The sequence below is a fragment of the Bradyrhizobium tropiciagri genome, assembly GCF_018130545.1.
GTDB lineage: Bacteria > Pseudomonadota > Alphaproteobacteria > Rhizobiales > Xanthobacteraceae > Bradyrhizobium > Bradyrhizobium tropiciagri_A.
In genome coordinates this window covers 426,450-452,424 of record NZ_JAFCKF010000002.1, presented here as the reverse complement: position 1 = coordinate 452,424, position 25,975 = coordinate 426,450, and the positions used below count along the sequence as shown (strand labels likewise).

The window sequence follows — 25,975 nt, the reverse complement described above, 5'->3', positions numbered from 1 at the left end:
CAGCTGCGATCTGCGCTAGAGCGTTTTCGAGCGAAGTGGCTACCGGTTCGCGTGAAGAAAACGCGTCAAAACAAGAATCTAGAGCTCCGTTCCGATTCCATCGGAACGGAAAAGGCTCTAGGTCGGCGGCCGGTGTTCGGAGCCGGGATGCCGCTGAGGAGCGGCGGAGGCCGCGGCGAGCTGGTCGATGCTGTCGCGCTGGCGATCGAAAACTCCAAGCAGCTCTCCTTGCAGCAGCCGGCCGCCTGACAATTTCATCCGAAGCGGATCGACATTGCGGCCGTTGATCCGCACCTCGTAATAGAGATGCGGTCCGGTCGAGAGCCCGGTCGATCCGACATAGGCAATCGTCTCGCCCTGTCGGACGCGGTCCCCGATCTTCAGCCCGGGCGGAAAGCTCGCGACATGGGCATAGGTCGTCTCATAACCGCGATCGTGAAGCACGCGGATATATTTCCCGTAGCCGCGTTCGTAGCCTTCGATCTCGACGACGCCAGCGCCCGCGGCCGCGATCGGCGAACCATAGGGCGCTGCATAGTCGACGCCTTCATGGAAGCGGCGGTCGCCGAGCACCGGATGGATGCGCCAGCCAAAACCGTCACCGAGACGCCCGCTGACGACCGGCTTCCGCAACAGGAATTTAGTGATGGACTGTCCATCCTCATCATAGAAATCGGAGCTGCCGTCGTCCGGTGCCGTGAAGCGATAGTACCGCCGCGTCTGTCCGCCCGCTGTCAAATCGATGAAGACCAGCTCCGGCTGGCCGATGTCGTTGGGCGCATAGATGATCTTGGCCGCGTCGGCATCGCCGAGCGGCGCGTCGAGGTCGAAATCGCGGCCACACAGCCGCATCAGCTCGGCAACGATTCCCTCGTCGACGTGATTGGAGCGCGTCAGCGCGTTGAGGCCGTCGCGCAGCGTCTCGCCGGGAACGGCGTGGGTGTCGATCGACTGACGCAGCAAGCTCCCGCTCCGCGAGGAGGCGTCCGGCTGCTCGGGCACGATAGCCTGGTATTGACCGCCATCGGTACGACCGACGGCGGATACACTGGAGTCCGCCCGTTCGATCGACACTTTCGCGACATGACTGCGCGGCGAGCCGCTCTCTCCGTCCTGTTCGACGATCGTGATCTTCTCGCCGCCGGACAGTGCCGCTTGAGTGCCGGCCGGGGGGAAAGCGGCAAGCACGGCCGGCGCGTCCTCCGCAGCCGCAGTCAATGCCCGCAGAATCGCCGACAGCGTGTCGCCGGCGCGCGCGATGATGACATGCCGATGGTGGCTAGGCGACGCAGTAGATTTCGGCAGATTGGTGACGTTGACCGCGTCACCGATCGGAGCAGCCGGATGCGGCGTGTCTTCATCGGCGGCGTAGGCGCTGGTGTTGCCCGGCAGCCCACGGCGTGACGGACCTGCCCGGATGATGGACGGCAACTCCGACAGCGCAGCGCTTGGCGCGCTCGCTCGCTGCTGGTCCTTGCCGTCTGCTGGTACATCGCGAGCGCGGTCTTGCTGCGGTTCGGGATCGATCTCCGCAAGCCGCGCGGACACGCGGGTAAATGGACGGACCGCGCCGGCGTCGCTCAGCTGCTCGATCCTGAGTGCAGAGCGATTGCCTTGCGAGCCCGGCTTCCGATCCAGCCGGTCGCCGCGCCGTGCCTCATCAACCACCTGTGCCGTAAAACGCGGAAGCGAGACGATCGGCAAGACTGCGAATCGTGCGTGATAGCCGAAAGTTCCACGAAGCGCGCCACCGAGCAGCGCGACCGCGGCGGCACCAATCAGAACCGTCCCCGCCATCCAGCGCAGACTGATCGTGCGCCGATCCGGCAACTCGCCGTCGCCGGTCAGCGGCGGCTCGTCAATCAGCGGGACATCGCGGGCGCTCGATGATTGACCGCCTGCTTTCGTCGCTTCGCCACGGCCGGTCATCAACGCCCCTCATCCGTTGGCGCAGGGACTCGGGATGCCGCCACGCCCACGGCAAGCCGTAGATGCCATACGCCTTGGGGCGATTGTTTGACCGCCGTTCAGATTCGGCCGCAATTGATTGTCGGCGCTGAGGACGATCGCGACGATCAGTTGTCGAGTGTCTTCGAAGCGCGCCCGCGGTTCTTCACGATCAGCATGATGTTGCGGATGTAGATCAGCGTCGCGAGGCCCTGACCGATGATGATAACCGGCTCGCGCTTGGCGAGCCCGTAGATCAGCGTCATCAAGCCGCCGCCCATCGAGAAGAACCAGAACGCCATCGGCACCACGCTCTGGCCGGCGCGCTCGCTGGAAATCCACTGCACGAGAAAGCGCGCGGTGAAGAACAGCTGCGCGATGAGGCCGAACGCCAGCCAGAAGTCGAACTTGGCGACGAACACCTCGTAGAAATAGGCGCTCAGCGCCTGGCCAAATTGAATCAGCATCACTTCACCTCGGTGCCGCGCGTCACTTCAGCGACATCTGTCACCTCAGTGACCGCCGGCGTCGGCTTCTTGCGGCGGATCAGCCACCACACACCGGCGAGATCCATGATCCCGATCCAGAGCCGGTCGAAAAATCCGTAATTCGAGACGCCGGAATGGCGTGGGCGGTCGACGACATCGACATAGGCAATCGCAAATCCCTCGCGGCGGACCAGCGCCGGCAGGAAGCGATGCAGCCCGTCGAAATAAGGCATCGCCAGGAACACATCGCGCGGAAACGCCTTCAGGCCGCACCCGGTATCGCGCGTGCCGTCACTCAAGATGATGCTGCGCACCGCGTTGGCGATGCGCGATTGCAGCTTCTTGAAGCCGGTGTCCTTGCGGCCGACGCGCTGGCCCGCAGCAAGACCGACGCGGCCATTGCCGCTCTCGACCGCCGCGATCAGGTTGGGCAGGAAGGCCGGATTGTTCTGGCCGTCACCGTCCAGCGTCGCCACGATCGCCCCGCGCGCGGCGCGCACGCCGCTGCGCACGGCGGCCGACTGGCCCGAAGAGACAGCATGGCGGAGCTGCCGGAGATTGGGCCGCTGCGCCATGATCGTGCTCAGCCGTTCGCCGGTGGTGTCGGTCGAACCGTCATTGACGTAGACGATCTCGTAGGCCCAGCGCCCGTCGAGCGCGGCCGCGATCTCGGCGATCAACGGCGCGATATTGTCCGCCTCGTTGCGCACAGGCACGACGATGGAAACGGCGACCGGCGTCTGGTCGGAAACAGGCAATTCGGCACTCGTGGTTGATGTGGTGTTCGCGGCTGGAACCCGCCCGATCCGGCCGCCGGGCGACCGCTTTTATGGGGCGAAAGCGCTCCTCGCAACCCCTTTGAGGCGCCCTTCCGACGGTCCCGGCAACGCCAAAACGCTGCCATCGCGATCAATGGCGAAAGCAAGGCGGCGGGCGGCGAACCAGTAGCGCACGGCCATGGCGCCGATCACGCCGACCAGCGCACCGGCCACAACGTCGCTCGGATGATGGGCCAGCAGCACGAGCCGCGTCGCGATGATGATCAGCGCATAGACCAGCATCGCGGCTCGCGCGCGCGGCCACACCGCCGAGACGGCGAAGGCCAGCGCAAACGCTGTGATCGAATGTCCCGACGGAAAGCTCGCATAGGCCTCGGTGCCGGCGAAGTGCTGGAAATTGAAGGCATTGGCCTTGCCGCCGACAAACGGTCGCCCGCGGCCGACGACCCACTTGAGCACCTCTCCCACCGCCACCGAGAACGCGACCGAGAGGAACAAGTATTGCAGCCTCGTTCCGAGGCCGAGCAAGGTGGCGCGCGGCACGCCGCGCAGCGCAGGTGCCGCCAACGCGACAGCAATCAGCACCAGGCCGAGCGCGCTCAGCACATACTCGTCCTTGCCGAAATCGGTCAGCACCTTCACCCACCAGAGACCCGGCGTGCCGCGCGGTGGCATCAGGCTGATTTCGGCAACATCGACCGCATACATCAACGTGATGATCACGACGCCGGCGATGACGACGAGCCACAGCACGTGGCGCGCCGAGCGCCGCGCCGCCTCGGCCCGCCGCGAATGCGACGGCGCGCGCACCAGCTGGGCAAGGGACAGCCAGACCAGTGTCAGCAATCGTCCGAAATAGTTGGCGGATTCCGGGTTGGCTGGCGGCGCCGGCATGTCACTCCGTGCCTTCGGAACGGAAGATCGCGATCGAGACCGCCTTGCCCTGCGAGATGTTGTAACCGTCGATGCGCACCGGCGCGTTGTAGCGCAGACCGATCGCCTCGGCGCGCTGCACGAAAGCGCGCTCCGAGCGCTGCTCGACCAGCGCGAAGCGGCAGGAGCCCTGCCCGAGGAAATCCGCGGCGCCCGAGCCGTCGGTGAGCAGCGTCGAGGTATCGGTCATGAACACGAGGCTCGGTTCATGAAAACCGGCAGCCGCCGCCTTCGGGCCGACGCAGGTCACGTTACGCAATGCGCGTGCGACCTCCTGACTCGGAAACACCGTGGTGAGCCGCGGCAGCACCACGCCATAGGTTGCGCCTGCCATCAATGCCGCGGCGATCACCGCATTGAGCAGCGAGCGCTCGGCACGGCTGTCCTCGAACATCCACCACGCGATCAGGCCGAACACCATCGCCACCGCGAACAGCGGCCAGGCCGGAAACACCGGCTGATGGATCGCCTTGATCGCGCCGACGATCACCAGCACCGCGCCAAACGCGGGGATGGCGAACCACCACGCCGCACCACGGATCAGCCAGGAGCGCGACAGCACCCGCCGCTCCAGCGCGCCCACGGTGAGGATCGCGATCGCCGGATACAGCGGCAGCACATAATGCGGCAGCTTGGTCAAGACGGCCTCGAATACAATCCAGGACGGGACCAGCCAGGCCAGCAGGAACTGGGCGCCCGGCTCGCGCCGCGCGCGCCAGATCGCCGGCGCCGCCATGCCGGCCAGCGGTGCACCGGGCCAGAACGTGATCCAGAACAACAACAGATAGAGTCCGGGCGGCGCGCCGTGGGATTCCTGAGCACCAAGCTTGCTCAGCATGTCGCCGCCGACCGAGTCCGCGAAAAAGGCATCACCTGCGCGCAGGAAGATCAGCACGAACCACGGCAGCACCAGCACCAGGGTCCACATCAGGCCCCAGACCGGGCGCATGCGCCAGAACCAGGCGGCTGAACGATCAAGAATCGCGAGCCCGGCCATCGCAAGGCCGACGAACATCAGGATCAGCGGCCCCTTGAGCAGGATGCCGACCGCCAGCGCGGTCCAGAAGATCGCAGGCGGTCCCCATGATGGACGCGCCGGATCCTCACCGCGCTGCCAGGACAGATAGACCCGTGCCATCGCGCCCATCGCGGCGGTAACCGTCAACAGCAGCATCGCATCGGTCTTGGCGAGCCGCGCCTCGACCCCAAGCAGCACGCAGCTTGCCATCATCAAGGCGGCGAGCACGGCGCCCTGTCGCGTCACGAAGGCGAGCGCCGTCCAATAGGTCAGTAAAACGGCGCCGATGGCGCCGATCAGGGATGGCAGGCGGTAGACCCAGATGCGGACCTGGGCCCGCGGCACCCCGAGCGCGGAGATCGTCTTCAGCGCCGCCGCCTGCATCCAGTAGATGCCGACCGGCTTCTTGTAGCGGACGTCGTCCTGGAAGCGGATGTCGACGAAGTCGCCGCTCTCGACCATCTGCTTGGTCGCCTGGGCAAAGCGAACCTCGTCGCGGTCGATCGGCGGGATAGTGAAGAAGCCCGTCAGGAACAGGACCAGACAGGTCAGCGTCAGGAACAGGATCGAACGCCATTGGCTGGCCGTTGCGAACTCGAACGCCATGAACAGCCTGCGGCTGGAATGCGCAGGTTTTACAGACTGTTGCCCTGCTCCGAAGCGCCGGGGTTGGAGGCTATCCACCATGGGTTTCGCATACGATGAAACCGCACCGCAAACAACCGTGCTGTTCCGCTTTCCAACGGTGCCGTTCCGCTTTCCCGCGCGATCATTGCACGCGGATCACAACGGTATCCGCGGCCCCCGTGGCGTCGATCACGGTGAGCCGCGCAAAGCCCGGCCCGGGTGGCTCGATCAGGCGCTGGCGCCGGCTGTCGATGTCCCCGGCTGAGACACCATTCACCAGGACCGTCAACGGCAGCACGCCGCCGGCGACCTTGACCGGCATCGGCGCATTGCGACCGCCCTCGGATTGATCGACGTCGATGCGCGAGCCGTTCAGCGGAAACTGGATATGCGGCGCCTGGTCGTTGCCGCTGCGGACCAGTTCGCCGAGCGGCCGGAACCGGCGCAGCGGCGGCGGCAGCTTCGCATTGGAGGCGACCAGCACGCCGCGCGGCGGCTTCGGTAATGCCGCCGGGATCTTGCCAGTGCGCGCAAAGGCGTCAAACAGGATCGGCGCCGCCGCGGTGCGGCCGACCAGACCCGGCACCGGCGCGCCGTCCGGACGGCCGACCCAGACCCCGATCGTGATGCGGCCGTCGAAGCCGACCGACCAGGCATCGCGATAGCCGTAGCTGGTGCCGGTCTTGAATGCGATCCGGTTGTGCACACCATTCTCCGGCGGTGGCGTGCCGAGCAGGACGTTGCCGACCTGCCAAGCCGCAGCCTGATCCATCAGCCGCATGGTGTCGCGGCCGTCACTGGCCTGCATGATCTCGCGCAGCGGCTTGGTCGCGCCGAGCCGTGCCAGGCCGGAATAGAGCTGGGCAAGATCCTGCAGCATGATGCCGACGCCGCCGAGACCCATCGCAAGGCCCGGTGTTTCGTCTTTCGGCAGCACCAGACCGGTGCCGGCCTGCTTCAGCCGTGACGACAGCCGGCTCGCACCGACCCGGTCGAGCAGCGCGATCGCCGGCACGTTCAGCGACAATTGCAGCGCCTTGCGGATCGGCACCGTACCCTGGAACGTCATGTCGAAATTTTCCGGCGCGTAGGTGCCGAAGCGGATTGGCCGATCCTCAATCAGGCTGTCGGGATGGACAAAGCCGTCCTCGAAAGCCAGGCCGTAGATGAACGGCTTCAGCGTCGAGCCCGGCGAGCGGACGGCGCGCGTCATGTCGACCTGTCCGGCTCGCCGCTCGTCGAAATAATCCGCCGAGCCAACGCGCGCGAGCACGTCGCCTGATTCATTATCGACCGCGATGATCGCGACCGAGACGTCGGGCCCCTGCGCAATGGCGCGGTCGCGTGCCAGCGCCTCCAGATTCCGTTGCAGCGTCGCGTCCAGCGTCAGCTTGATGACCGGCGCATCCTTCATCGTCGCGATCGCCTGATCGGACGAATGCGGCGCCAGCATCGGGATCTGCTTGCGCATCTTCGGGACCGCGGTCGCCCTAGCCTGCGAGGCATCGTCCTTCGACACCACGCCGTCCTCGACCATGCGGTCGAGCACGCGATCGCGCGCGGCATGGGCGGCCTCGGGGAAGCGGTCGAGCCGGCGCCGCTCCGGCGATTGCGGCAAGGCGACCAACAGCGATGCCTCGGCGAGCGAGAGCCGCTTCGGCTCCTTGCCGAAATAGGCGATCGAGGCGGCGCGGATCCCCTCGAGATTGCCGCCGAACGGCGCCAGCGCCAGATAGAGATCGAGGATCTGGTCCTTCGAAAGCTGCTGCTCGAGTTCGACCGCCCGCACCATCTGCCGCAGCTTTGCGTAGACCGAGCGCTGGTGCCGCGGCTCGATCAGCCGCGCCAGCTGCATCGTGATGGTCGAACCGCCCGAGACGATATGGCCGCGGGTCAGCAGCTGCAGCGCGGCGCGCGACAGCGCCAATGGATCGACACCATGATGCTCGTAGAAGCGCTTGTCCTCATAGGCGAACAACAGCTTCAGATAACCGGGATCGACCGCCGTCTTCGCATCAACCGGCAGCCGCCAGCGTCCGTCCGCCATCGCATAGGCACGCAATAGTTTTCCATTGCGATCGACGACCGTGGTCGAGACTTGCTGCGCCTGCATGATCGGCAGTGGACCGAGCGAGACCACCCAGCCGGCGAAGGCGCCGGCTGTGATCAGCGTCGCGACGGCGCAGATCGCGAGGACGGTCTTGATCCGTCGCCAGCGCGATCCGCGTTCCGGTGCTGTCTTCAACGTTGCACTCATTTCGCCGGCTTCACCTCAACCGAACCGGTACCGCTGCGGCCGTAGCGCGAGGGGTTGTACATGTCCTCGACATAGGCCTGCGGCAGCACATATTTGCCCGGCGACACCGCGCGCACGACATAGGCGACCGTGAACACCGACTTGTCGTTGGCGGCCCGGTCGATCGCCGCGGTGAAGCGGTCGTCGCGGAACTCGGTGTTCTTTGCCTCGACACCATCCTCGATCCATTCCAGCGTGCCGGAATCGCCCGATGACACCAGGTTCGGGTTGTCGATCTCGAGCCCGGCCGGCAGATAGTCGGCCACCATGATGTGACCGAATTCCGGCTTGGCTTCCGTCACCTTCAGGACAACCGCGAAGCGGTCATTCTGTTTCGCCTTGCTGACATCGGCCGGCTTGCCGTCGAACGTGAAATAATTGCGCTCGATCTTGAAGCCGTTGGACGCGGCAGGCTCCGGCGTCACCGGCGAGCCCGATACCGAGATCACCGCCTGCACCGGCGCATCGCCGGTGTTGGTGATCTTGAGCGGCTGGCCCGTCATCTCCTCGGCCTTGTAGCTGCGGTAGACGGCGGTCTTGACCGCCTGGCCGTTGATCTCGAGCGCCATCGTCTCCTTGGCGAGCGCGCGTGCCGCGAGCACCATCCACGCATTCTCCTGCGTCGAGGTGTAGGGCGACAATCCCCGCGCCGCTTCGACCCGCAACACAGCCTGCGTCAGCGTGGTGCGCGGCGCATTGCCCTCGCCCGCAAGCGAGACCAACGCCGCAGCGTCGCGCAGCGCCGAGCCGTAGTCGACCCGGCCGAACTCGATCACCGGTTTGGGGTTCAGTGCGTCGAGCGCCGCACCATAGACCCGCTCGGCCCTCGCCTTGTCGCCGACCAGCGCCAGCGCCGCAGCGAGCTGTGCCTTGGAGATCGGCGTCGCCAGATTGTTCAGCTTGGTGTCGGCGAGATAGCGCAGGTCACCGATCGGCGCGGCGCCATTGCGCGCAAGCACGTAGAGGCCGTAGGCCAGATCGCGGCCGCCGTCCTTCTCCGGCTCGTTGGCATTGACCACCGAGTTCCTGACGCGGTCGAGCGCGCTCTTGAACAGCACGTCCGGCACCGCAAAGCCCTTCTCGCGGGCCCGGGTCAGGAAGTCGGTGACATAGGCGTCGAGCCAGGCGTCGTCGCCGCCCGCCGACCACAGGCCGAACGAACCGTTGGAGCCTTGTCGCGCCAGCAGCCGCTCGATCGCGTCGCGGATGCGCTGATCGACCGCGGTGTCCATCGCCAGATGGGCGCCGGCGGCGAGATCGTTGACATAGAGCAGCGGCAGCGCGCGGCTCGTGATCTGCTCGGAGCAGCCATAGGGATAGCGGTCGAGCGCCTTCAGGATGCTCGCCGCATCGAGCGCGGTCGACAGGCTCGCCGAGACCGAGACGCTGCCGGTGCCCGGCACCAGATCGGAGAACATGTCCGAGGTCAGCGTCAGGCTCTCGCCCTTCGCCAGCGTGCGGATCGAGCGGCGCGCCAGCACTTGCGTGGCCGGCTTGACGTCCAGCGCATAATGCCGCGCCAGCGTCAGTCCGTTCGGTCCCGATATCGCGACGTCGAACTCGGCACGCCCGGCGCCGCCGGCCTCGAGGCCGAGCGACAGCGATGAGCGCTGCTTGGCGGCGAGCTTCACCGTCGTGCTCGAATTGCCCGAGGCCTTGATCGGGCCGCTCGACTTGACGCTCACGGCGTAGTCGCCAGCGGGGCCTTCGACATTGTCGATATCCATGCTGATGGTGCCCTTGTCACCGGTCAGCAGGAAGCGCGGCAAGGTCGCGGTCACGACCACTGGGTCGCGCACGATCACGTCGGTCGTGGCGCGGCCGAGCTTGGTGGCGCTCCATGCCACCGCCATCACCCGCGCGGTGCCGGCGAAGTCGGGGATGTCGAAGCTCACTTCCGCGGTGCCGTCGGGGCCGACCGTGACGATGCCGGAATACAGCGCCAGCGGCTTCTGCGTCGGCGGCGAGCCCTGCAACTCGGCGCCGGCCGCGTCACCGCCGCTGCGGATCTGGCCCTGCGTACCCTGCATGCCGTCGATCAGCTGGCCATAGAGGTCGCGGATCTCGGCGGTCAGGCGGCGCTGGCCGAGATAGTAGTCGTCCGGCGCAGGAGGCTTGTAGTTGGTGAGGTTGAGGATGCCGACATCGACCGCGGCCAGCACCACCTTGGCGTCCTCGCCGGGATTGAGCCCGCCGAGCTTGACCGGGATCTTCAGCGTCGAGCCGGGCCGCACCAAGGCGGGTGGCGACAGTTCGACAGCCAGCGTTCGCGTCTTCTTGTCGATGCCGAACCATTTCAGCCCGATCGCGCGGCCCGGCATGCGCCCGGCGGCCGCATCAAGCGGACGACGCAGCGTCGTCATCACATAAGCGCCGGTGCCCCAGTCCTTGCCGATGGGCAGCTTGACCTGCTGGGTGCCTTCCTTGACGTCGACGCTTTGCGTCGTCAGCAGGCGGTCGCCGAGCACGTAGACCGTGAGCTTGCCGGCGGTACGGGCATTGACCGACACCGTCATGGTATCGCCCGAAGCATATTCCGGCTTGTCGATCGAGGTTTCCAACAGATCGGGCGTGTCCGCGCTGCCGTCGGAATACCAGCCGACATCGAACTGCACCGAGGTCACCGGACCATCGGCGTCGGTCGACTTGACGTCGAGCCGATAGCGGCCGGGCTGCGGCTGGAAGGTCAGGCGCATCGGCTTGTCGGCCGCGAGGTTGACATCGCCGTCGGCAACGCGGCGGGTCGACTTGACCGGTTCATAATTCCACGACGAATTCTGCCGGTACCATTGGTAACGCGACTCCAGCTTCAACAGCTCGTAGCGCAGCCCGTCGCGCTGCAATTGCTTGCCGTCGGGCGCAACGAACACGACGTCGAACTCGGCCTTGTCGCCCTCGGCGACGCTCTTGTCGCCGAACAGCGGCTTGACGCCGATCAGCGACGCGCCAGGGGCCACCGGCAGCACGATCTTGCGCTCGACCGAGCGGCCGCCGGTCTCCGCCATGCGGATGAAGATCTGGGCCTCCTGCGGACGGGTCGAGGCCGGCACCTTGTCGAGCTTGACCGGGAAGGTCGCCGCGCCATTGGCATCAGCCTCCGGCAAGTCCTCGATCGGGGTCCGCTCGTTGCTCGCGGTCTGCTCGTCGTCGACGCCGAACTGGTAGCCGGCATAGCCGGGCCGGCCATTCGCCGCCGGTGCGACCAGCATGTCGCCCTCGAGCTGCAGGCCCGAGGCCGGCGCGCCGTAGAGGAAGTGGCCGGAGACCTCAAGTTCCACTGGAACTTCAGCTTTGATCACCTTCTCCTTGCTGGTCAGATCGAATTCGACCCGCTCGGGGATGTAATCCTCGACCATGAAGGTGGTCTCGCCGACCGACGAGCCCTTGGGATCGGTGAAGACGCGCGCGCGCCAAGTGCCGGTCGGCACCGCGGAGTTGAGCGCCACCGCCAACATCCGGCCGCCGGCGCCCTGGTCGGGCAGCACGGCGCGGCGGAATTCGACGCCGTCGGGCCGCTCGATCACCATGGTCAGCGGCGTCCCGGTCAGGGCGTTGCCCTGCCCGTCGCGCAGCAGCGCGGTCAGATAGACGGTCTCGTTGGAACGGTAAACGCCGCGCTCGGCGTAGACGAAGGCGTCTGCGCCGGCCGGGATCGCCCGACCCGCAACGCCGCGGTCAGTGAGGTCGAAGGCGTTGGTCTTGAGGCTCAGGAAGGCATAGTCGGCCTTCTCGCCGGTCACCGTGAGCAATGCCGGCGACAGTCCACCCTCGCCCCGCGCCAGCCCCTGCTCGAACAGCACATGGCCCGCGGCGTCGGTCTTGCGCGTGGCCAGGATCTCGTTGTTGCGGGCGACCAGCTTCACCTCGGCATTGGCGACCGGTTCAGTTGAAGCCAGCGAGTTGACGAAGACGTGGATACCGTCATTGCCGGAGAATGCCGACAGGCCCATGTCCGAGACGATGAACCATTGCGTCGCCAGCGTGCCGTCGTCATCGCTGCCCGGCCCCTTGGCCGCCGCGGTCATGACATAGACGCCAGGCTGCAGGTCGCCGAGCGCCTGGTCGACCGGGAACGCCGTGACGACGTCCTGGTTCAACGTGGTCGCGGTCGCGAGCTCGCCGGACCACACCTTGACACCGCGCTGGTCGCCGAGATCGGACAGCTGGTAGCGGCTCAGCGTGCTCTGGAAGTCAGAGTCGATCACCGTGTTGATCAGATTGCGGTCGCCGATCCGGAACACGTCGACCGTGACCGCCGGGGTGTTGACGCTGACCACCGGGATACCGCGCTGCCCGGTCCGTGGCAGCACGTAGGCCCGTCCGGTGAATCGGACGAACGGCTTGCGATCGCGAACATAGATGTTGAACTCGGCCGATTTCGGCAGCGTCTCCTTGACGGTCGACGGCAGGCCGGCGCGCAGATTGATGTTGTAGCGCTCGCCGTGCTTCAGCCCGTCGACGCAAAGCTGCTGGCCCTCCGCCGACAAAGCCGGCTTGTCGGTGCCGGCCAGCGCGAGATACGGCGCGAAGTCGACGCGCTTGGCCAGTTCCTCGGAGAACTGGAAGCAGGCCCGCGGCGAGGCCGCGTCGGAATCGACGGTATAATCGAGCAGCCGGAAGCCGTGCTCGTCGCGCATCTTCTCATACTGGCCGCGGACTTCGGCCACCTCGCGCATGTCGAGCGACATCCGCAATGCATCCAGCGCCGGGCGCCACAGCTTGCGCTCGGCAAGCGCCTTGCCGAGCACCGCCAACGCGTCGGCCTCCTCGCCCGCGTTGCCGGCACGCTGATAGGCGATATAGGCGGCGGTCGAGGCGCGCTCCATCAGGAAGGTCTGTTCGCTGGAGCTGGCCGAGCGGATCTGGAACACGGTTTTGGCGAGCCGCAGCCAGTTGGCGCCGTCCTCCGGCGCGGTTGCCGCGATCTGGCCGAGGATCGTGAGCCCGCCACGGAAGTCATTGCGCTTGAAGGCCGCGTCCGCGTCGGTGCGCAAAGTCGCGGCCGACTTGTTGACCGCGCCGGCCTCGCTCTTGATCTGGGCCTCCAGCTTGATCGCGGAATCGGCAAGGTCGTCGCGCTTGAACGCCTTGTCCGCAGCTTGGGCGCTCACTTGGGCGCCCACCAAGCCGAGCGCCAGCGTGGCGCAAATTGCGGCGGCACGAACCAATCCGATCATGATGGAGCTCCTGAACGCCCCGCGGTCGACCGCCGCGTTGGGGACAAAAATGCGCGAAATGGTGACGGAGTGAAGGCACGGACATGAACGGACGAAAACGTCGCAGCTCGCATTGCCGACATTCCTTCGGCCAGCCCTGGCGGCCGCGTCAACGGCGGCTCGGCGGACTGGACAGGCCAATGCAGGACGAGGACCCCTGCTCGCCTTTGTCGCTCGACCACAAAAATCGGTTCGGGCGGGCTGGGCGGAAAAGCGGATTTTTCATAATGGCGGTGCTACAAGGCCGGCACGGTCCCGTAGCTCAACTGGACAGAGTAGCGGATTTCTACTCCGCGGGTTGCAGGTTCGAATCCTGCCGGGATCGCCAAGGCCCCAATCACGCGCTGAAATCACTCGGCAATTTACCCTAAAGCGACCCACTTTTTGGAACGTCTGTTCTGGTGGGGCACATCGGCTTGCAGAGCGTCCGTGACGCGTGTTGCCGTGCGCACATTCGAATGCCGCGACCGGCATCTGCAGCCGCAACTGGGTCTTGGTGCCGTCGCATGATTCGGAGACAGCGACTGCGCCAGCCATTGCTGGAAGGGTCTATCGCGGCAGCGGCCTGGATTGCTCGCGCGGCAGTCGCGAGATACGCTTCGCGCCATTTCAAGGTAAAATACATTTCCGCGGTGGCAGGTTTGGGATTTCGACAGATCGAGCACGGCCCTCGCTCGCAGCCGCATCGTTCCGAGGCGCGCCTTTTCGATCCCGCACTGGGCTGGGTCATGCCGATCGGATGCATGATCGCCGCCGTCGCACCATTCGACGCGATTTTCGACGCTATAACATTCGGAAGCACACTTGCCCGCGTTGTGTTGCTTGCCGCGGTGGCCTGGGTCGGCTGGCTGGCGGCTTCACGATCAGGATGCGGTCTCCGCATCCAGGGGCACGGCGCCGGCAGCCCAATTATAATCAGCGCGGCGGCTGCGCTGGCGGTCGCCATCTATGTCGCGGTGCTGGACGGCTATTTTTTCAGAGCGTCGCTGCGGCGAGAAGTCGTCGAGATTTTCCAGCTACCGACATATGTGCGGATCATCGTCTTCATGATGCGCGCCTTCCTCGAGAATCGCCGCGGCAATGGTCCTCGCACAGTGCGTCAACATCGCGATGAACGTGGCTGTTCTGGAGCCGGTGACGGCTCCGCTCCTTTTCTACGACGCAATCCGCTACGTCGCGCCCGGCGTGCTCTGGGCCTGGCTGTATCTCCGCTTCGGCTTCGTCTCGGCTGAGGTGGCGTCCGTCGGATGCCACCTGTTTCTGCAGCCCATGTTCGGCGCTCTATTCCCGGCGTGAAGGACGCTCAAAACGAAAGACCCGCGAGCGCCGAAGCCCCGAGGGCCTTCGTCAGAACGCCGGCAACTTGGAGAAAAGCGGTACCCCGGACCTCGTCGCCGGTCACGCCTTGTCTGCTCGATCAGCTCCTGAATGCCGGCATTGCGCGCGAGGAAGCCGGAGGAGCGCGGATCCGCGTCCTATGATCGCCAGACGTCCCCTCGATGAAACCATTTTCCGCAAGCCGCGAAGCCGGCCGGAAACAAACCCGGCCTAGCGTCCTAGCATTGGACCAAAGGGGATTCGGTCATGTGGGATTTCATCAACGAATTGTATCGGGATTTTTGCCTGGCGCGCCTGCACGAGATGCGGAAGCTCGAGCATCATATTTGATCAGGCGGAGCATGAAGAGCGATCAGCCCCTGGCGGGCGCCATCCTGACTGCGATGGCGATCGCGACGGTGGTCTGGGCGACGATCGGACCGCCACCCGGGCACAATAAGGTCAGCAGCCAACACCCGATGGTCGCCAGACGCTAGCCCCCGTAAGACTCCGGTGTCGTCGAACCTTGATGCCGCTCCTGCAGACAGACTATCACTGGGATTGCGGGCCCAGATTGGAACAGGGCGCCGCCGGGACAATAGATTTCGAGCCCGGCGGCGTAGTTTTCAGGACACGTCCATCATTGGTGACCCCAACGGCCTGGCGTTGCCAGGACCGCGCGTTGGGGTTTGCCCTGTTTGCTGTGCGGCTCCGAAGTTCACTTGCCTGAGCAAGCCATTCGACCATCAATCCAGTATCGACGTGGCGACCGAGACGACGATGTATCGCCGCTGACTGATCGTCGCTTACCTGGTGGCCTTTGCACGCGGCCGGTGTGCACCAACCTGCAAAATGCACAACGCCGCCCGCTTGAAATATATGCGGACGGCGTCGGCCCTAGCCCCAGGAAGGTCATGCAAAATCCTGACAGCCTCAAGTGTGCACACTTTGTGCCAAGGCGCATGTCCCAAATTGGCTATCACGAGGCCGCCAGCCAACCCGGATCGAACTTGGCTTGTCGCGACATGCGGTGGTTCGCATATCGATACCGCCGAACAGCAATCGAAGACTGGCGACAGCGTGCAGGCGCGACATGCGGCGCACGAAAGCACAACGCCGCCCGCTTGAAATATCTGCGGACGGCGTTGGCATCGGCCCAGGTGGTGCAACATCCTGATGGCGCCAGATCTGCACGTCCTCGATCAACGATCATGGCCCATATGGGCTATTTTGCTGGTGAGAAACAAAGGTAGGTTAAGCGCTGAGGCGTCGGTGACGGTGCCTCACGACCAAAGTGTCAACTTGGCCTCGGCGTGGCCCACGCGCTGAGGCCTTTCTTTTGGTGTTCACGGCTTTTGTGTTCACCGTCCGCCCTGAAATCGCGCTCCGTTATTTCTCATTCAGCGCACGACTCCATTCCGTAGTTCTCCGTGCGTGAACAAAGTTCCGACGCCATTTGAACAGCGAGACGCTCTATCCGTGAGATCGCAGATTTGAATTCCGCCGCGATCGCCAGCGATAGGCTTCGCGATTTCTTAATCCGGAATTGCTTCCTCAAGGAGATTGTAAGCCCGCTCATTGTTCGTCGATATTTCGGGATCGATATGGAAGACTCCGTCCAGATCCGCTGCACACGGTGCAAGAACGTCTTTCGCGACCGAGCCAAGCGGTTGCAAAACGGTTATTCGCGCCAGTGCCCAAGCTGCGAGATCGTCCTTTTCTTCGACGAGGACTCGCACGATGCCAACATCAAGCGCGCGATGCGAATGGCGCGGCGCGCACGCAAGGACATGCGCGAGAGCGAGAGTGTGAGCGCAAGAAAGACCGCGGCCGTTCCCCGGCAGTATGGCGGCCGCTCGCGATCGAACGCACGAAGCAGCGAAGACCAGGACGACGATTGAGTTTGGCGCTGCCGGCCGCTCTCCCGCCCTGCCTTCAATTCGGCGAGCATCTGTCAGTCCGCTTGCGCTTGATCACATCCCGGACGCTGCGATCGATCCCGTGCGGAGCCGGAACGCTGCTCAACGAACCGGATGGTGTGGGCCGGCACAAGAATTTCGTCAGGAATGACCGTGTAAGGAAGATGATCCAACGCCCGGAGAGGACGTCATGCGGAACCTGAACACTGTCCTGAGCAAGCTGAACGACCGCCTGCTGCGGCTGGAAGGCGAATTGTTCGTCTTGCGATCGATTGCGCGCGCCGCCCTCACCTCCGGTGATGAATCTGCCGGCCGCACCCGCAAGCTGCTCGAGGGCGCCAGGCTCGCGCTGACAGACGAAGCCGAACGGCCGCTCGATGCGGCGACGGAAAAATACGTCGCCGCCGCGATCGCGATGGTCGAGGAATTGCTCGAAGATCCCCGCAAGGCAGCGCCGCTGTTCCGGGTCATCGACGGCGGTAAGCGGGACGATTAGCCGGCGCCCTGCACGGCCCTGTCATATGCATCGATCGTCAGCTTGGCCCGGACAGCGATTTCCGCGGCCGTCATGCCCGGCTTGTAAAGGCTGCTGCCGAGACCGAATGCACGGATCCCGGCCTTCACATACTCGGCAAAATTCTGGTCGGAGACGCCGCCCACGGCGGCGATCATCATATCTGGCGACAGCACGGCGCGGATCGCCGTGATACCGGAGGCACCGAGCACGCTCGCCGGAAAGAATTTCAGGCCCGAGGCCCCCGCGCGTGCCGCCAGCAACGCCTCCGTCGGCGAGAACACGCCGGGCAGCGTGACCATCGCGTGATCGCGGGCGCGGGCCAGCACGTCGACATCGACATTCGGCGATACCATGAGGCGGCCGCCGGCGTCATGGAGACGATCGACATCTGCCGCCGTCAGCACCGTGCCGGCGCCGATCAGCACATCGGCGGGCGCGCGCTTCGCTGCAATCTCGATCGAACGGAACGGCTCCGGCGAGTTCAACGGAATCTCGATCGCCGTCATGCCCGCCTCGATCAGCGTCCTGACGATATCAGACGTTTCTTCGGGCTTGATGCCGCGCAGGATCGCGACCAGCGGACGCTGCATCGGCGGAAACGGAATGCTCATGCGTTGATCCTCACTTCTTCCAGATCGCCGACGCGGCGACGGCAAGGCCGCGGCGCACCGCCTCTTCCGCATCCATGACATTGAACGGAATCGAAAGCGCTTCGAGCGCCATCTGATAGAGCCGCTGCAACCGGCCGGACGCAATCAACGTCACCGGCGTCGCGCGCTCGCGCTCCGTCAGCCCGGCGGCCAGTTCGATGCCGATCAAGGTGCCCGAGATCGTCTCACGCGCGGCCTGCGCGCTGCCGCCGAACAGCAGCTGCCGCGATCGCACTCGAAACAGCAGATTGGCCGCGAGCGCCGGTGCGGCGAACGCCTCGGCGACGGCCGCGCGGAACGCATCGCCATCGACCGCCTGCTCCGCGCCGGCGACGGCGTGCGCCAGGATGGTGTCGCGCGCCACCACGCTGAACAACTCCCCGGTCATGAAGGTCGCAAAGCATTCGACCGTTCCGCCGCGCATCCGCACCCATTTGGAATGCGTTCCTGGCATGCAGACATCGGCCGCAACGGCCTTGTCCAGACCAAGCGCACCGAGCAACTGGGTTTCCTCGCCGCGCATCACGTCGGGCGCCGCGGCATCGCGCTGTGCAATCCCGGGCAGGATCCGGATGTCACGCGCCTGCCCGCTGACCGCGACAGCGCCTTTGAGGATGTCGGAGAGATGCGCAGGTGTATCGATATAACCGGCCTCGACCCAGCCCTGCCGCGCGCCCGCCATGCCGCAGATCACGACAGGCAGATCGGCCGTGACGCCGAGCGCATCGAGATGCGATTGCAGCACGCCCGCAAAGCCGGTCTTGGCGACTGCCGTCATGCCCTCATCGCTGCGGCGTTCGCCGAGCACCTGGCCGCCGGCCTGCATCAGCCAGAGCCGGAAGCTGCTGGTGCCCCAATCGACCGCGACATAGGAAGGATCGCTCATCGCGTTCGGTTCCACGCTCTCAGTTTCCGGCGCGCCGACTGCGCCGCTGCCCAGTGGCGATAAAGGCGTTCATCGCGCCGTGCAAGACGCGCAATTATCGCGACGCCACGCGGCAAATCCCACCGGCACCATGCGGCTTGGAGCCATCGAATTCGGAGATTGGGCCACACGCCGCCGCGGGCCGGCAAGCCTTCAGAGGCATCGGCGCCGTGCGATTACCGCGCGCCCTTCAGCGTGCAGGAGGTCGTGCAGGTCGTGACGTTGCCGTGGTCACACTTGATGCAGGCATTGACGCACTGATCCATGGCCTTGGGATTGTACTGACTATAAAGATTGGCCGCGCAGCTGTTGGTCGATCCCGTGACCTCCGGGTCGGGCCAGCAACCGGACAGCAAAAGTGCTGCGGCACTCAAAATGGCGACCTTGCGCATAAGGCCTCCTGCCACGCTCTATCCAAGTGACTTTGCGAGTAACCTTGATGGGTTAGGTTAAATTCCGGTTTCAATTGCGACCTTATCCGGAAGCAGTATTGCTTATCCACCGGACATTTCCCCAAGGTCCGGGCCCACACCGGCAAGGCCGTCAGGCGACCCCGCCTGGCGGCTTTGTTGCCCAGCAATGCGCAAGGATACCAACAAGATGGCCCGAAAGCCGCGGTGGTCGTTCAAGGAGGACCGACGACTGATGGAACTGGCACGTTCCTCCAAATCGTTGGAAGAGGTCGTGAAGGCCACCGGCCGCTCGCCCGAGCGAATCAAGAAGATGGCGATGCGCCTCGGCCTGTCGATCAAGTCGCGCGGCACCTCCAAGAAATAATTGGAAACGCAGCCGCCGCGGCCCGCCGGTGAGAGCGTTCCGAATCCGCGCAAGCGAACGCGTCAGAAAGCAAGATCTAAAGTTCCGGCGGACAATCGTCCTTCGCCCGCACCGGGATCGCCTGGACCTCGGCCGCTGGCCTGACGCCTCCTTCAGCCTTCGCCTCCCGCTCGGTCTCGGTGGTTCGGCTGCATGTTGTGAGCACGAACGCCACCCGGCTGCATTGCCACGCCGGCCCGAGGGCCGCGCTGGACACCGGCTCGGGCGACGCCAGCGCCAGGGAGAGATACGCTACCAAAACGGCACCCGCCGCACCTGCGGCAGCCAGCGCCGCGCCCTTTCCGGACCACAGCTTGGATATCATGGCTTTGGTTCCCGCCGATCTCTGGGATTCGATCGGGCACCCCGCCTGTCCGCCTGTGACTGGAATCACAACCGGCACCAAACAGATCAGCCCTGATCTTTGGGGTGGATGTGGGATCGATATTGCACTGCCACAAGATGGGTCAGCGTGCCGGCTCGATCACGTTACAGTTGGTCCGGCCCGACATCAGGCAGTCCTGCATCTTGCTCGCCGCCGTCAGGTCATGCGCAAGCCAAAGTCCGACCGCGAGCATGACTGCGGCCACCAGCAGTCCGATCAGCGCGCCCCGGCGGCTGCCTCCGTCTTCGGGTTCGCTCATCCTCGTTTCGGTTCCCAGTTGCAACGCGTGCATCATGACGATTTGCACGGTTGGGTGCGATCAATTCTGCAACAGTTGCACAGCGAAATGCTTGCTCGCAGCAATAAGCACTGCAATTCCGTTGCGGGCTGTCACGACTCGCGAAACACTGTTCGCAGAAATGGAGCGCGTGTGCGGGGCGTGCCAGTGAGCGAACAGCAAGCAACGACCTACGACTATCAGCGTTACAGGCAGCTGCTCTCGGAAGCGATCGACGAGACCAGCAGGCTGCGGCTGATCAGCCTCCTGATCTCCGAAAAGGCCCGCGACAGATTGGAATCCCAGCGCGCCTCCGACCGGAGCGCGATGACCGCCGAGACGGTCGCCAAGGTGCTCGGCAACGGGCGGCGTGAGCAGTTTCAGCGCGGCTAGACGCTGCGGCAGATTCGGTGACCAACCACTCACCACGCCGGCGGCCTAGCGGGGCAGTCAACACCACCCACCATTTGCTATCAGCTCATATCACCCTTGCTCCACAACCATCCGTTCGCCACTGGCAATTTCGCCGCCGTTCACTTATTGAAGCCCCGAACCAACCCCATCCATCACCCGAACAGAAAGCAGCAAGGCTTCCTCTATGAGTGGCTTCAAGGAACCGGGTTTTGCCGACCGCCAAAAGGCGGCGCTGCAGGCGCGGCAAAACCTCCTCAACAAGTTTCGCTCCCAGCCGGGAGCCGATGATCCGACCGTGAAGGCCCGTGCCGAGGAGCGTGCGGCGATCGCCGAACGCCGCACCAAGGCCAAGGAGGCCCGTGAAGCCGAGAAGGCCGAACAGAAGCGCCTCGAGGAAGAGGCCGCTGCAGCCGAGGCCGCCCGCATCGCGCGCGAGAAGGAAGAGGAAGCCGCCCGCGAGGAGGCGCTGCTCGCGGATCAGAAGGCCAAGCGCGACGCGCGCTATGCGGCTCGCAAGGAGCGCGGCAAGAAGAAGCGCTAAGGCTCAACCAGGCCCGCCACGCCGGCGGGCCTGCCAACGATGAGCGGTGGCGGCGGTCAGTTCTTCTTCATGCCGTCGTCTTTCTTCATCATCGCGCCGCCGTCCTTCTTCATGGCGTCGTCCTTCTTCATCATGCCACCGTCCTTCTTCATGGCATCCTTGGACATCGAATCCTTGGACATCGTGCCTTCCTTCTTCATCGCGTCGTCCTTGCCCATCTTGTCCTGAGCAAAGGCGGCGGGCGCCAACGCAAGGCTGAACGAGAGCAGCGCGGCGGAAAGGCCGAGGCGGGTGTTGGTGGTCATGATGATGATCCCTTGTCTGGTCGAATGTGAGCGCGACGACTTGCCGCTCTCTGCTCGACGCACTTGCAACGCCCGTTGTTACCTCCAATAACAAATTCTTGAAGCTGCACGGCGCGTGCCCGCGCGGGTTGAATGGCGCCGCAGCACCGGCGCGGCAGTGTGCGCCGCAACAACAGCAAGACTTGCTGCTGCCTGTCGGCTCGCACTATCAGGGCGCCTCGAACTATCAGACTAGAGAAAATTCACGCGAAGACCGGCTAAGCTAAGGCTCCGCGCCGGCCTAACAGCCACTCAAGAAGCTCTTCAGGGAAACAACCATGCTCTCACGCCGCCACGTCCTCGCTTCCGCCCTCGCCGCCCCCGCCGTGCTGCGGATGGGCATCGGTACCGCGCATGCCGCGACCACGCTGAAGATCTCGCACCAGTTTCCCGGCGGCACCATCGACAAGGGCGACTTCCGCGACCGGCTGTGCCGGATGTTCGCGGCTGAGGTCGCCAAGCGCTCGGGCGGCGACCTCACCGCCGAGGTCTATCCGAACTCCTCGCTGATCAAGACCAACGCGCAGTTCTCCGCGATGCGCAAGGGCGCGCTCGATCTCAGCCTCTATCCGATGCCCTACGCCGGCGGCGAATTGCCGGAGACCAATATCGGCCTGATGCCAGGCCTCGTCACCACCTACGACCAGGGCCTGCGCTGGAAGAAGGAGCCGGTCGGCAAGGCACTGACCGACTTCCTCGCCGACAAGGGCATTCTCCTGATCTCCTGGGTCTGGCAGGCCGGCGGCGTTGCCAGCCGCTCCAAGGCGATCGTGGCGCCGGAAGACGCCAAGGGCCTCAAGGTGCGCGGCGGCTCGCGCGAGATGGATATGGTGCTGCAGACCGCCGGCGCCGCCGTGCTGTCGGTGCCCTCAAACGAGATCTACGCCGCGATGCAGACCGGTGCCTGCGATGCCGGCATCACCTCCTCCACCAGCCTGATCTCGTTCCGCCTCGAGGAGGTCGCGAAGTCGCTGACCTCGGGCGCCGGCGCCTCCTACTGGTTCATGCTGGAGCCGCTGATGATGTCGAAGGCAATCTTCGACAAGCTGCCGAAGAACCAGCAGGACATCATCCTCGCGGTCGGCACCGAGCTCGAGGCCTTCGGCCGCAAGGGTGCGCAGGACGACGACGCCGAAGTCGCCAAGGTCTACGAGAAGGCCGGCGCCAAGGTCAGCGCGCTCGATGCCGCCACCGTCGGCAAGTGGCGCGACATCGCGCGCGACACCGCCTGGAAGGACTACGGCGCCAAGACGGCGACGGCCGCGAACCTGCTCAAGCTCGCGAGCGACGTCGCCGCATGATGCACGGTCCGGTCGCGGATCAAGCCGAGACCTCGAGCGTGGCCACCGGCAATACACCTGTGGCCCTGCTCGGGCGTGCGCTGTCCGTCTGCAACAACATCATCGTGGTGTTCGCTGCGCTCGCCCTGATCGCGGCCTGCGCGATCCTGAGCTACAGCGTGCTCGGCCGCGCCCTGTTCCACAGCCCGAACTACTGGCAGGACGAGGCCGCCGTGTTCCTGCTGGTCGGTGCCACCTTCATGACCTCGGCCTATGTGCAGAGCCAGCGCGGCCATGTCAGCATCGAGGCGTTCGTCGGCCTGCTTTCGCCGCGCGCCAACAGCATCAGGCTGTGGCTGGTCGATGTCGCGAGCCTTGCGTTCTGCACCTTCTTTGCCTGGAAGTCCTGGACGCTGGCACACGAGGCCTATGTCGACGGCCAGGTGTCCAACTCGATGTGGTCGCCGCCGCTCGCCATCCCCTATGGCCTGATGGCGCTCGGCATGACGCTGCTCTGCGTGCAGCTGCTGTTGCAAATCCTCGTTCCGTTGACTGGTGGCGCGCGCCGATGACCGTGTTTGGTATTGGTATCTCCTACGGGCTTGCCACCCTGTTCGCGATGTTCTCCGGCATGCCGATCGCATTCGCGCTTGGCGCGGTCGCGGTCGTGTTCATGGCGATCTACATGCCGGCGGCTTCGCTCGATACGGTGACGCAGAACGTCTACGAGGAGATGGCCTCGATCACCCTGCTGTCGATCCCGCTGTTCATCCTGAAGGGTGCGGCGATCGGCAAATCGCGGGCCGGCCAGGATCTCTACTCGGCGTTGCATGCCTGGCTGCACCGCGTGCCCGGCGGCCTCGGCGTCGCCAACGTGTTCGCCTGCGCGTTGTTCGCGGCGATGGCCGGCTCCTCGCCTGCGACCTGCTCGGCGATCGGCTCGGCCGGCATTCCGGAGATGCGCAAGCGCGGCTATTCCGGCGGCTTTGCCGCGGGGATCATCGCCGCCGGCGGCACGCTCGGCATCCTGCTGCCGCCCTCGATCACGATGATCCTGTTCGCGGTCGCCGCCGAAAAATCGCTGGGGCGACTGTTCCTCGCCGGCATCGGCCCGGGACTGCTGCTGGTGTCGTTGTTCGGCCTTTACGCCGTGTTCCGCTTCCGCAAGGAATACGCCATGGCCAAGGCCGCCTATGAGGCGACCGGCAAGGATGCGCCTATCCTGCAGCGCGACGAGTTCACCATGGCCGAACGTTTCAGCGCACTGCCGCGCGTGATCCCGTTCGTGCTGCTCTTGACCGGCGTGATGATCGCGCTCTATGGCGGCTACGCGACACCGTCCGAAACCGCAGGCCTCGGCGGCCTGCTGGCGCTCGGGCTGATCGCTGTGATCTACAGCGTGTGGACACCCAGCGAGCTGTCGCCGATCCTGAAATCGACTATCCGCGAGTCGACCATGCTGATGCTGATCATCGGCATGTCGCTGCTGTATTCCTACGTGATGAGCTATCTGCACATCTCGCAGTCGGCCGCGGAGGCGATCGTCGCGATGCATCTGCCGCGCTGGGAGCTGCTGTTTGCGATCCTGGTGATGGTGATCGTGCTCGGCTTCTTCCTGCCGCCGGTCTCGATCATCCTGATGACCGCGCCGATCATCCTGCCGCCGCTGCGCGCAGCCGAGTTCGACATCATCTGGTTCGGCGTCGTGATGACCATCGTGATGGAGATGGGCCTGATCCATCCGCCGGTCGGCCTCAACATCTTCGTCATCCGCAACGTCGCCCCCGACATCCCGCTGAGCGAGGTGATCTGGGGCACGCTGCCGTTCGTGCTGCTGATGATGTTCGCGGTGCTGATGCTGTGCTTTTTCCCGGAGATCTCGACCTGGCTGCCGAACCTGGTGATGGGGCCGGACGGCGGGCGCTAGCTCGTCATCGGGGGGCGTGCGTAGCGGTTCTTAGGCCGCCTCCTGTTCCCTTGCCGCCAGCGCCTGCTCGATCCGGCGGATCAGCACCGCTGTCGGACGTCCCTCGCGCTGCAGCCGGCGCAGCTCGTTCCACAGCCTGATGATTTCGCGGTCGCGCTCGACGTCCATGGCGGCGCCTCCTGAAGCGACCAATATGAACAAAAAGGGAACGAAACACAAGCCCCGGGATGCCTGCGGGCGATGCCGGCAGCCGGTTCAGGGATAGCCGTCACCAGCCGTATCGACCTCGACAACATCGATCCGCGACACCGATTTGCCCTTCCGCAACTCCTCATAGGACGTCTCAGCGCTGAGGCAGAACAGCGTCCTGCGCTCCGCACCGCCGAGCGCACAGGCCAGCGCGCGGCGGCCGGGTACGTTGATGCGCGCGCACTCGACACCGTCGCGGCCGATCCGGACGAAGGCGTCTTCCGTGAATGAGGCGACCCAGACCGCGCCATCGGCGTCGAGGCAGATGCCGTCGGGATCGCTCATGTGACCGAGCCGTCCGCGAAGGCTCAAGGCGCCATCCGGCGCGATGTCGTAGTCGGCAAGACCGGCGCCATCCATTTCGGCGACGACGAGCCGCCGGTGGTCGGAGGAAACGGCAATGCCGTTGGGAAAGCGCAGACCGTCCGCGACGACGCGGGCGCTGCCGTCGGGCATCACCAGGATGATCCGGCCGACGGCGCCGCGGCCCTCCGGCGGCGGCAGATTGAAGCCGAGATCACCGACCCAGGCGCGCCCCTGCCCGTCGACGATCATGTCGTCGATCGTGCCGGCCGCGACCTCGGAGAGGTCGGCATAGAGCGACAGACCCCGGTCGGAAAACCGCAGCAGTCGTTTCCTGAACATCGTCAGCATGACGATGTCGCCATCAGGCAGCACCCCGAGGCCGCACGGCGTGTCGTCGGTCACCGCGGCATGCTCCTGCAAGTCGCCGGACGGACTGATGCTGAGCAGCGTCCGCGCCATGCAGTCGACGAACCAGAGCCGCCCGCGATGCCAGCGCGGGCCCTCGAAATAGCGGCCACCGTCAAGGATGGTCGTGAGGCCAGCCGTCATGACGCCCCAGCCGGCAATGAATGATCGGTCCGTGACATCTTCAACCCCAGCGCAGCACCTTCTACGAAGATACATCTCCGGTGGAACCCGGCAAAGTGCGGTGCCGCCTGTCCGCTTTCACCCGTAAAAACCCCGGTTCCCTCGGGTTCCGTGCGTCATATTCCATATTTCGCCGCGTTTCCCTGTTGAGTTGCAGGCGCATTAACGCTCGAGAATCGAGGGTAGTGGTAATCTGCGGCGGTTGTGCCGCCGTAT

At 65.1% G+C, this 25,975-nt stretch carries 24 protein-coding genes and 1 tRNA gene; 10 read left to right on the top strand and 15 right to left on the bottom strand.

Going from position 1 to position 25,975, the window contains the following annotated elements:
- Positions 1-117 precede the first annotated feature (117 nt).
- From JQ616_RS08725 to JQ616_RS08695, 7 genes are all read right to left on the bottom strand, one after another.
- Positions 118-1,929: a M23 family metallopeptidase gene (locus tag JQ616_RS08725; protein ID WP_212013705.1), complete on the bottom strand. Its 1,812-nt coding sequence runs from the start codon at positions 1,927-1,929 to the stop codon at positions 118-120.
- A gap of 146 nt (positions 1,930-2,075) precedes the next feature.
- A complete protein-coding gene (locus tag JQ616_RS08720; protein ID WP_212013704.1) occupies positions 2,076-2,414 on the bottom strand; it encodes a lipid-A-disaccharide synthase N-terminal domain-containing protein in 339 nt (112 codons plus the stop codon).
- The gene (locus JQ616_RS08715) at positions 2,414-3,193 is read right to left on the bottom strand and encodes a glycosyltransferase family 2 protein (RefSeq protein WP_212013703.1); all 780 of its coding nucleotides are present in this window, start codon (positions 3,191-3,193) and stop codon (positions 2,414-2,416) included. The genes JQ616_RS08720 and JQ616_RS08715 overlap by 1 nt, the downstream gene beginning before the upstream one ends.
- Positions 3,194-3,262: 69 nt before the next feature.
- The gene (locus tag JQ616_RS08710) at positions 3,263-4,108 is read right to left on the bottom strand and encodes a phosphatase PAP2 family protein (protein WP_212013701.1); all 846 of its coding nucleotides are present in this window, start codon (positions 4,106-4,108) and stop codon (positions 3,263-3,265) included.
- A gap of 1 nt (position 4,109) precedes the next feature.
- Positions 4,110-5,852, bottom strand: coding sequence for an ArnT family glycosyltransferase (locus tag JQ616_RS08705; RefSeq protein WP_212013699.1), 1,743 nt, complete (start codon positions 5,850-5,852; stop codon positions 4,110-4,112).
- Between the two features lie 82 nt (positions 5,853-5,934).
- Positions 5,935-8,049, bottom strand: a complete 2,115-nt coding sequence (pbpC, locus tag JQ616_RS08700) for a penicillin-binding protein 1C (RefSeq protein ID WP_212013697.1) — start codon at positions 8,047-8,049, stop codon at positions 5,935-5,937.
- Positions 8,046-13,265, bottom strand: coding sequence for an alpha-2-macroglobulin family protein (locus JQ616_RS08695; RefSeq protein ID WP_212013695.1), 5,220 nt, complete (start codon positions 13,263-13,265; stop codon positions 8,046-8,048). Before JQ616_RS08695 ends, pbpC begins: the two co-directional genes overlap by 4 nt.
- Positions 13,266-13,555: 290 nt before the next feature.
- Here JQ616_RS08695 and JQ616_RS08690 point away from each other — a divergent pair.
- The 4 genes from JQ616_RS08690 to JQ616_RS08675 all read left to right on the top strand — a co-directional run bounded on the left by JQ616_RS08690 (position 13,556) and on the right by JQ616_RS08675 (position 17,036).
- A tRNA-Arg gene (locus JQ616_RS08690) sits at positions 13,556-13,632 on the top strand.
- A gap of 178 nt (positions 13,633-13,810) precedes the next feature.
- The gene (locus JQ616_RS08685) at positions 13,811-14,536 is read left to right on the top strand and encodes a hypothetical protein (RefSeq protein ID WP_212013694.1); all 726 of its coding nucleotides are present in this window, start codon (positions 13,811-13,813) and stop codon (positions 14,534-14,536) included.
- 1,578 nt (positions 14,537-16,114) lie between these two features.
- A complete protein-coding gene (locus tag JQ616_RS08680) occupies positions 16,115-16,522 on the top strand; it encodes a Zn-ribbon domain-containing protein (protein ID WP_249136584.1) in 408 nt (135 codons plus the stop codon).
- 208 nt (positions 16,523-16,730) lie between these two features.
- Positions 16,731-17,036 (top strand): hypothetical protein, encoded by a 306-nt coding sequence (locus tag JQ616_RS08675; protein ID WP_212013693.1) that lies wholly within the window; start codon positions 16,731-16,733, stop codon positions 17,034-17,036.
- Here the strand turns inward: JQ616_RS08675 and JQ616_RS08670 are convergent.
- The 3 genes from JQ616_RS08670 to JQ616_RS08660 all read right to left on the bottom strand — a co-directional run bounded on the left by JQ616_RS08670 (position 17,033) and on the right by JQ616_RS08660 (position 19,024).
- Positions 17,033-17,668, bottom strand: coding sequence for a 2-dehydro-3-deoxy-6-phosphogalactonate aldolase (locus tag JQ616_RS08670; RefSeq protein WP_212013692.1), 636 nt, complete (start codon positions 17,666-17,668; stop codon positions 17,033-17,035). The genes JQ616_RS08675 and JQ616_RS08670 overlap by 4 nt on opposite strands.
- 10 nt (positions 17,669-17,678) lie before the next feature.
- Positions 17,679-18,593 (bottom strand): 2-dehydro-3-deoxygalactonokinase, encoded by a 915-nt coding sequence (locus tag JQ616_RS08665; RefSeq protein ID WP_212013691.1) that lies wholly within the window; start codon positions 18,591-18,593, stop codon positions 17,679-17,681.
- Positions 18,594-18,808: 215 nt separating this feature from the next.
- Positions 18,809-19,024 carry a hypothetical protein gene (locus JQ616_RS08660; RefSeq protein ID WP_212013690.1) on the bottom strand — a complete coding sequence of 72 codons (216 nt, stop codon included), beginning with the start codon at positions 19,022-19,024 and terminating at the stop codon, positions 18,809-18,811.
- 253 nt (positions 19,025-19,277) lie between these two features.
- Between JQ616_RS08660 and JQ616_RS39630 the strand changes: the two genes are divergently transcribed.
- Entirely contained in the window at positions 19,278-19,409 is a 132-nt protein-coding gene (locus tag JQ616_RS39630; protein WP_283812628.1) for a hypothetical protein, read from the top strand.
- Positions 19,410-19,485: 76 nt separating this feature from the next.
- Here JQ616_RS39630 and JQ616_RS08655 read toward each other — a convergent pair whose 3' ends face one another.
- Together JQ616_RS08655 and JQ616_RS08650 are read right to left on the bottom strand one after the other, a co-directional pair.
- A complete protein-coding gene (locus JQ616_RS08655) occupies positions 19,486-19,773 on the bottom strand; it encodes a hypothetical protein (RefSeq protein WP_212013689.1) in 288 nt (95 codons plus the stop codon).
- 142 nt (positions 19,774-19,915) lie between these two features.
- Complete coding sequence (locus JQ616_RS08650; protein ID WP_212013687.1) at positions 19,916-20,092, bottom strand: hypothetical protein; 177 nt, start codon at positions 20,090-20,092, stop codon at positions 19,916-19,918.
- Between the two features lie 186 nt (positions 20,093-20,278).
- Here JQ616_RS08650 and JQ616_RS08645 point away from each other — a divergent pair, with 186 nt between their 5' ends.
- Positions 20,279-20,503, top strand: coding sequence for a hypothetical protein (locus JQ616_RS08645; protein ID WP_212013685.1), 225 nt, complete (start codon positions 20,279-20,281; stop codon positions 20,501-20,503).
- Positions 20,504-20,708: 205 nt separating this feature from the next.
- Positions 20,709-21,065, top strand: a complete 357-nt coding sequence (locus JQ616_RS08640) for a DUF6481 family protein (RefSeq protein WP_212013683.1) — start codon at positions 20,709-20,711, stop codon at positions 21,063-21,065.
- A gap of 56 nt (positions 21,066-21,121) precedes the next feature.
- Here the strand turns inward: JQ616_RS08640 and JQ616_RS08635 are convergent, their stop codons facing one another.
- Positions 21,122-21,370 carry a pentapeptide MXKDX repeat protein gene (locus JQ616_RS08635; protein WP_212013681.1) on the bottom strand — a complete coding sequence of 83 codons (249 nt, stop codon included), beginning with the start codon at positions 21,368-21,370 and terminating at the stop codon, positions 21,122-21,124.
- 317 nt (positions 21,371-21,687) lie between these two features.
- Here JQ616_RS08635 and dctP point away from each other — a divergent pair, with 317 nt between their 5' ends.
- From dctP to JQ616_RS08620, 3 genes are read left to right on the top strand one after another with little or no spacing between them, the layout of a single operon-like run.
- The gene (dctP, locus tag JQ616_RS08630) at positions 21,688-22,710 is read left to right on the top strand and encodes a TRAP transporter substrate-binding protein (RefSeq protein WP_212013679.1); all 1,023 of its coding nucleotides are present in this window, start codon (positions 21,688-21,690) and stop codon (positions 22,708-22,710) included.
- The gene (locus JQ616_RS08625) at positions 22,710-23,261 is read left to right on the top strand and encodes a TRAP transporter small permease (protein ID WP_433995963.1); all 552 of its coding nucleotides are present in this window, start codon (positions 22,710-22,712) and stop codon (positions 23,259-23,261) included. The genes dctP and JQ616_RS08625 overlap by 1 nt, the downstream gene beginning before the upstream one ends.
- Positions 23,258-24,616 carry a TRAP transporter large permease gene (locus JQ616_RS08620; RefSeq protein ID WP_212013676.1) on the top strand — a complete coding sequence of 453 codons (1,359 nt, stop codon included), beginning with the start codon at positions 23,258-23,260 and terminating at the stop codon, positions 24,614-24,616. The genes JQ616_RS08625 and JQ616_RS08620 overlap by 4 nt, the downstream gene beginning before the upstream one ends.
- 30 nt (positions 24,617-24,646) lie before the next feature.
- Here the strand turns inward: JQ616_RS08620 and JQ616_RS08615 are convergent, their stop codons facing one another.
- Positions 24,647-24,784: a hypothetical protein gene (locus JQ616_RS08615; RefSeq protein WP_212013675.1), complete on the bottom strand. Its 138-nt coding sequence runs from the start codon at positions 24,782-24,784 to the stop codon at positions 24,647-24,649.
- Between the two features lie 87 nt (positions 24,785-24,871).
- A complete protein-coding gene (locus tag JQ616_RS08610) occupies positions 24,872-25,720 on the bottom strand; it encodes an SMP-30/gluconolactonase/LRE family protein (protein ID WP_212013674.1) in 849 nt (282 codons plus the stop codon).
- Positions 25,721-25,975: the final 255 nt, after the last annotated feature.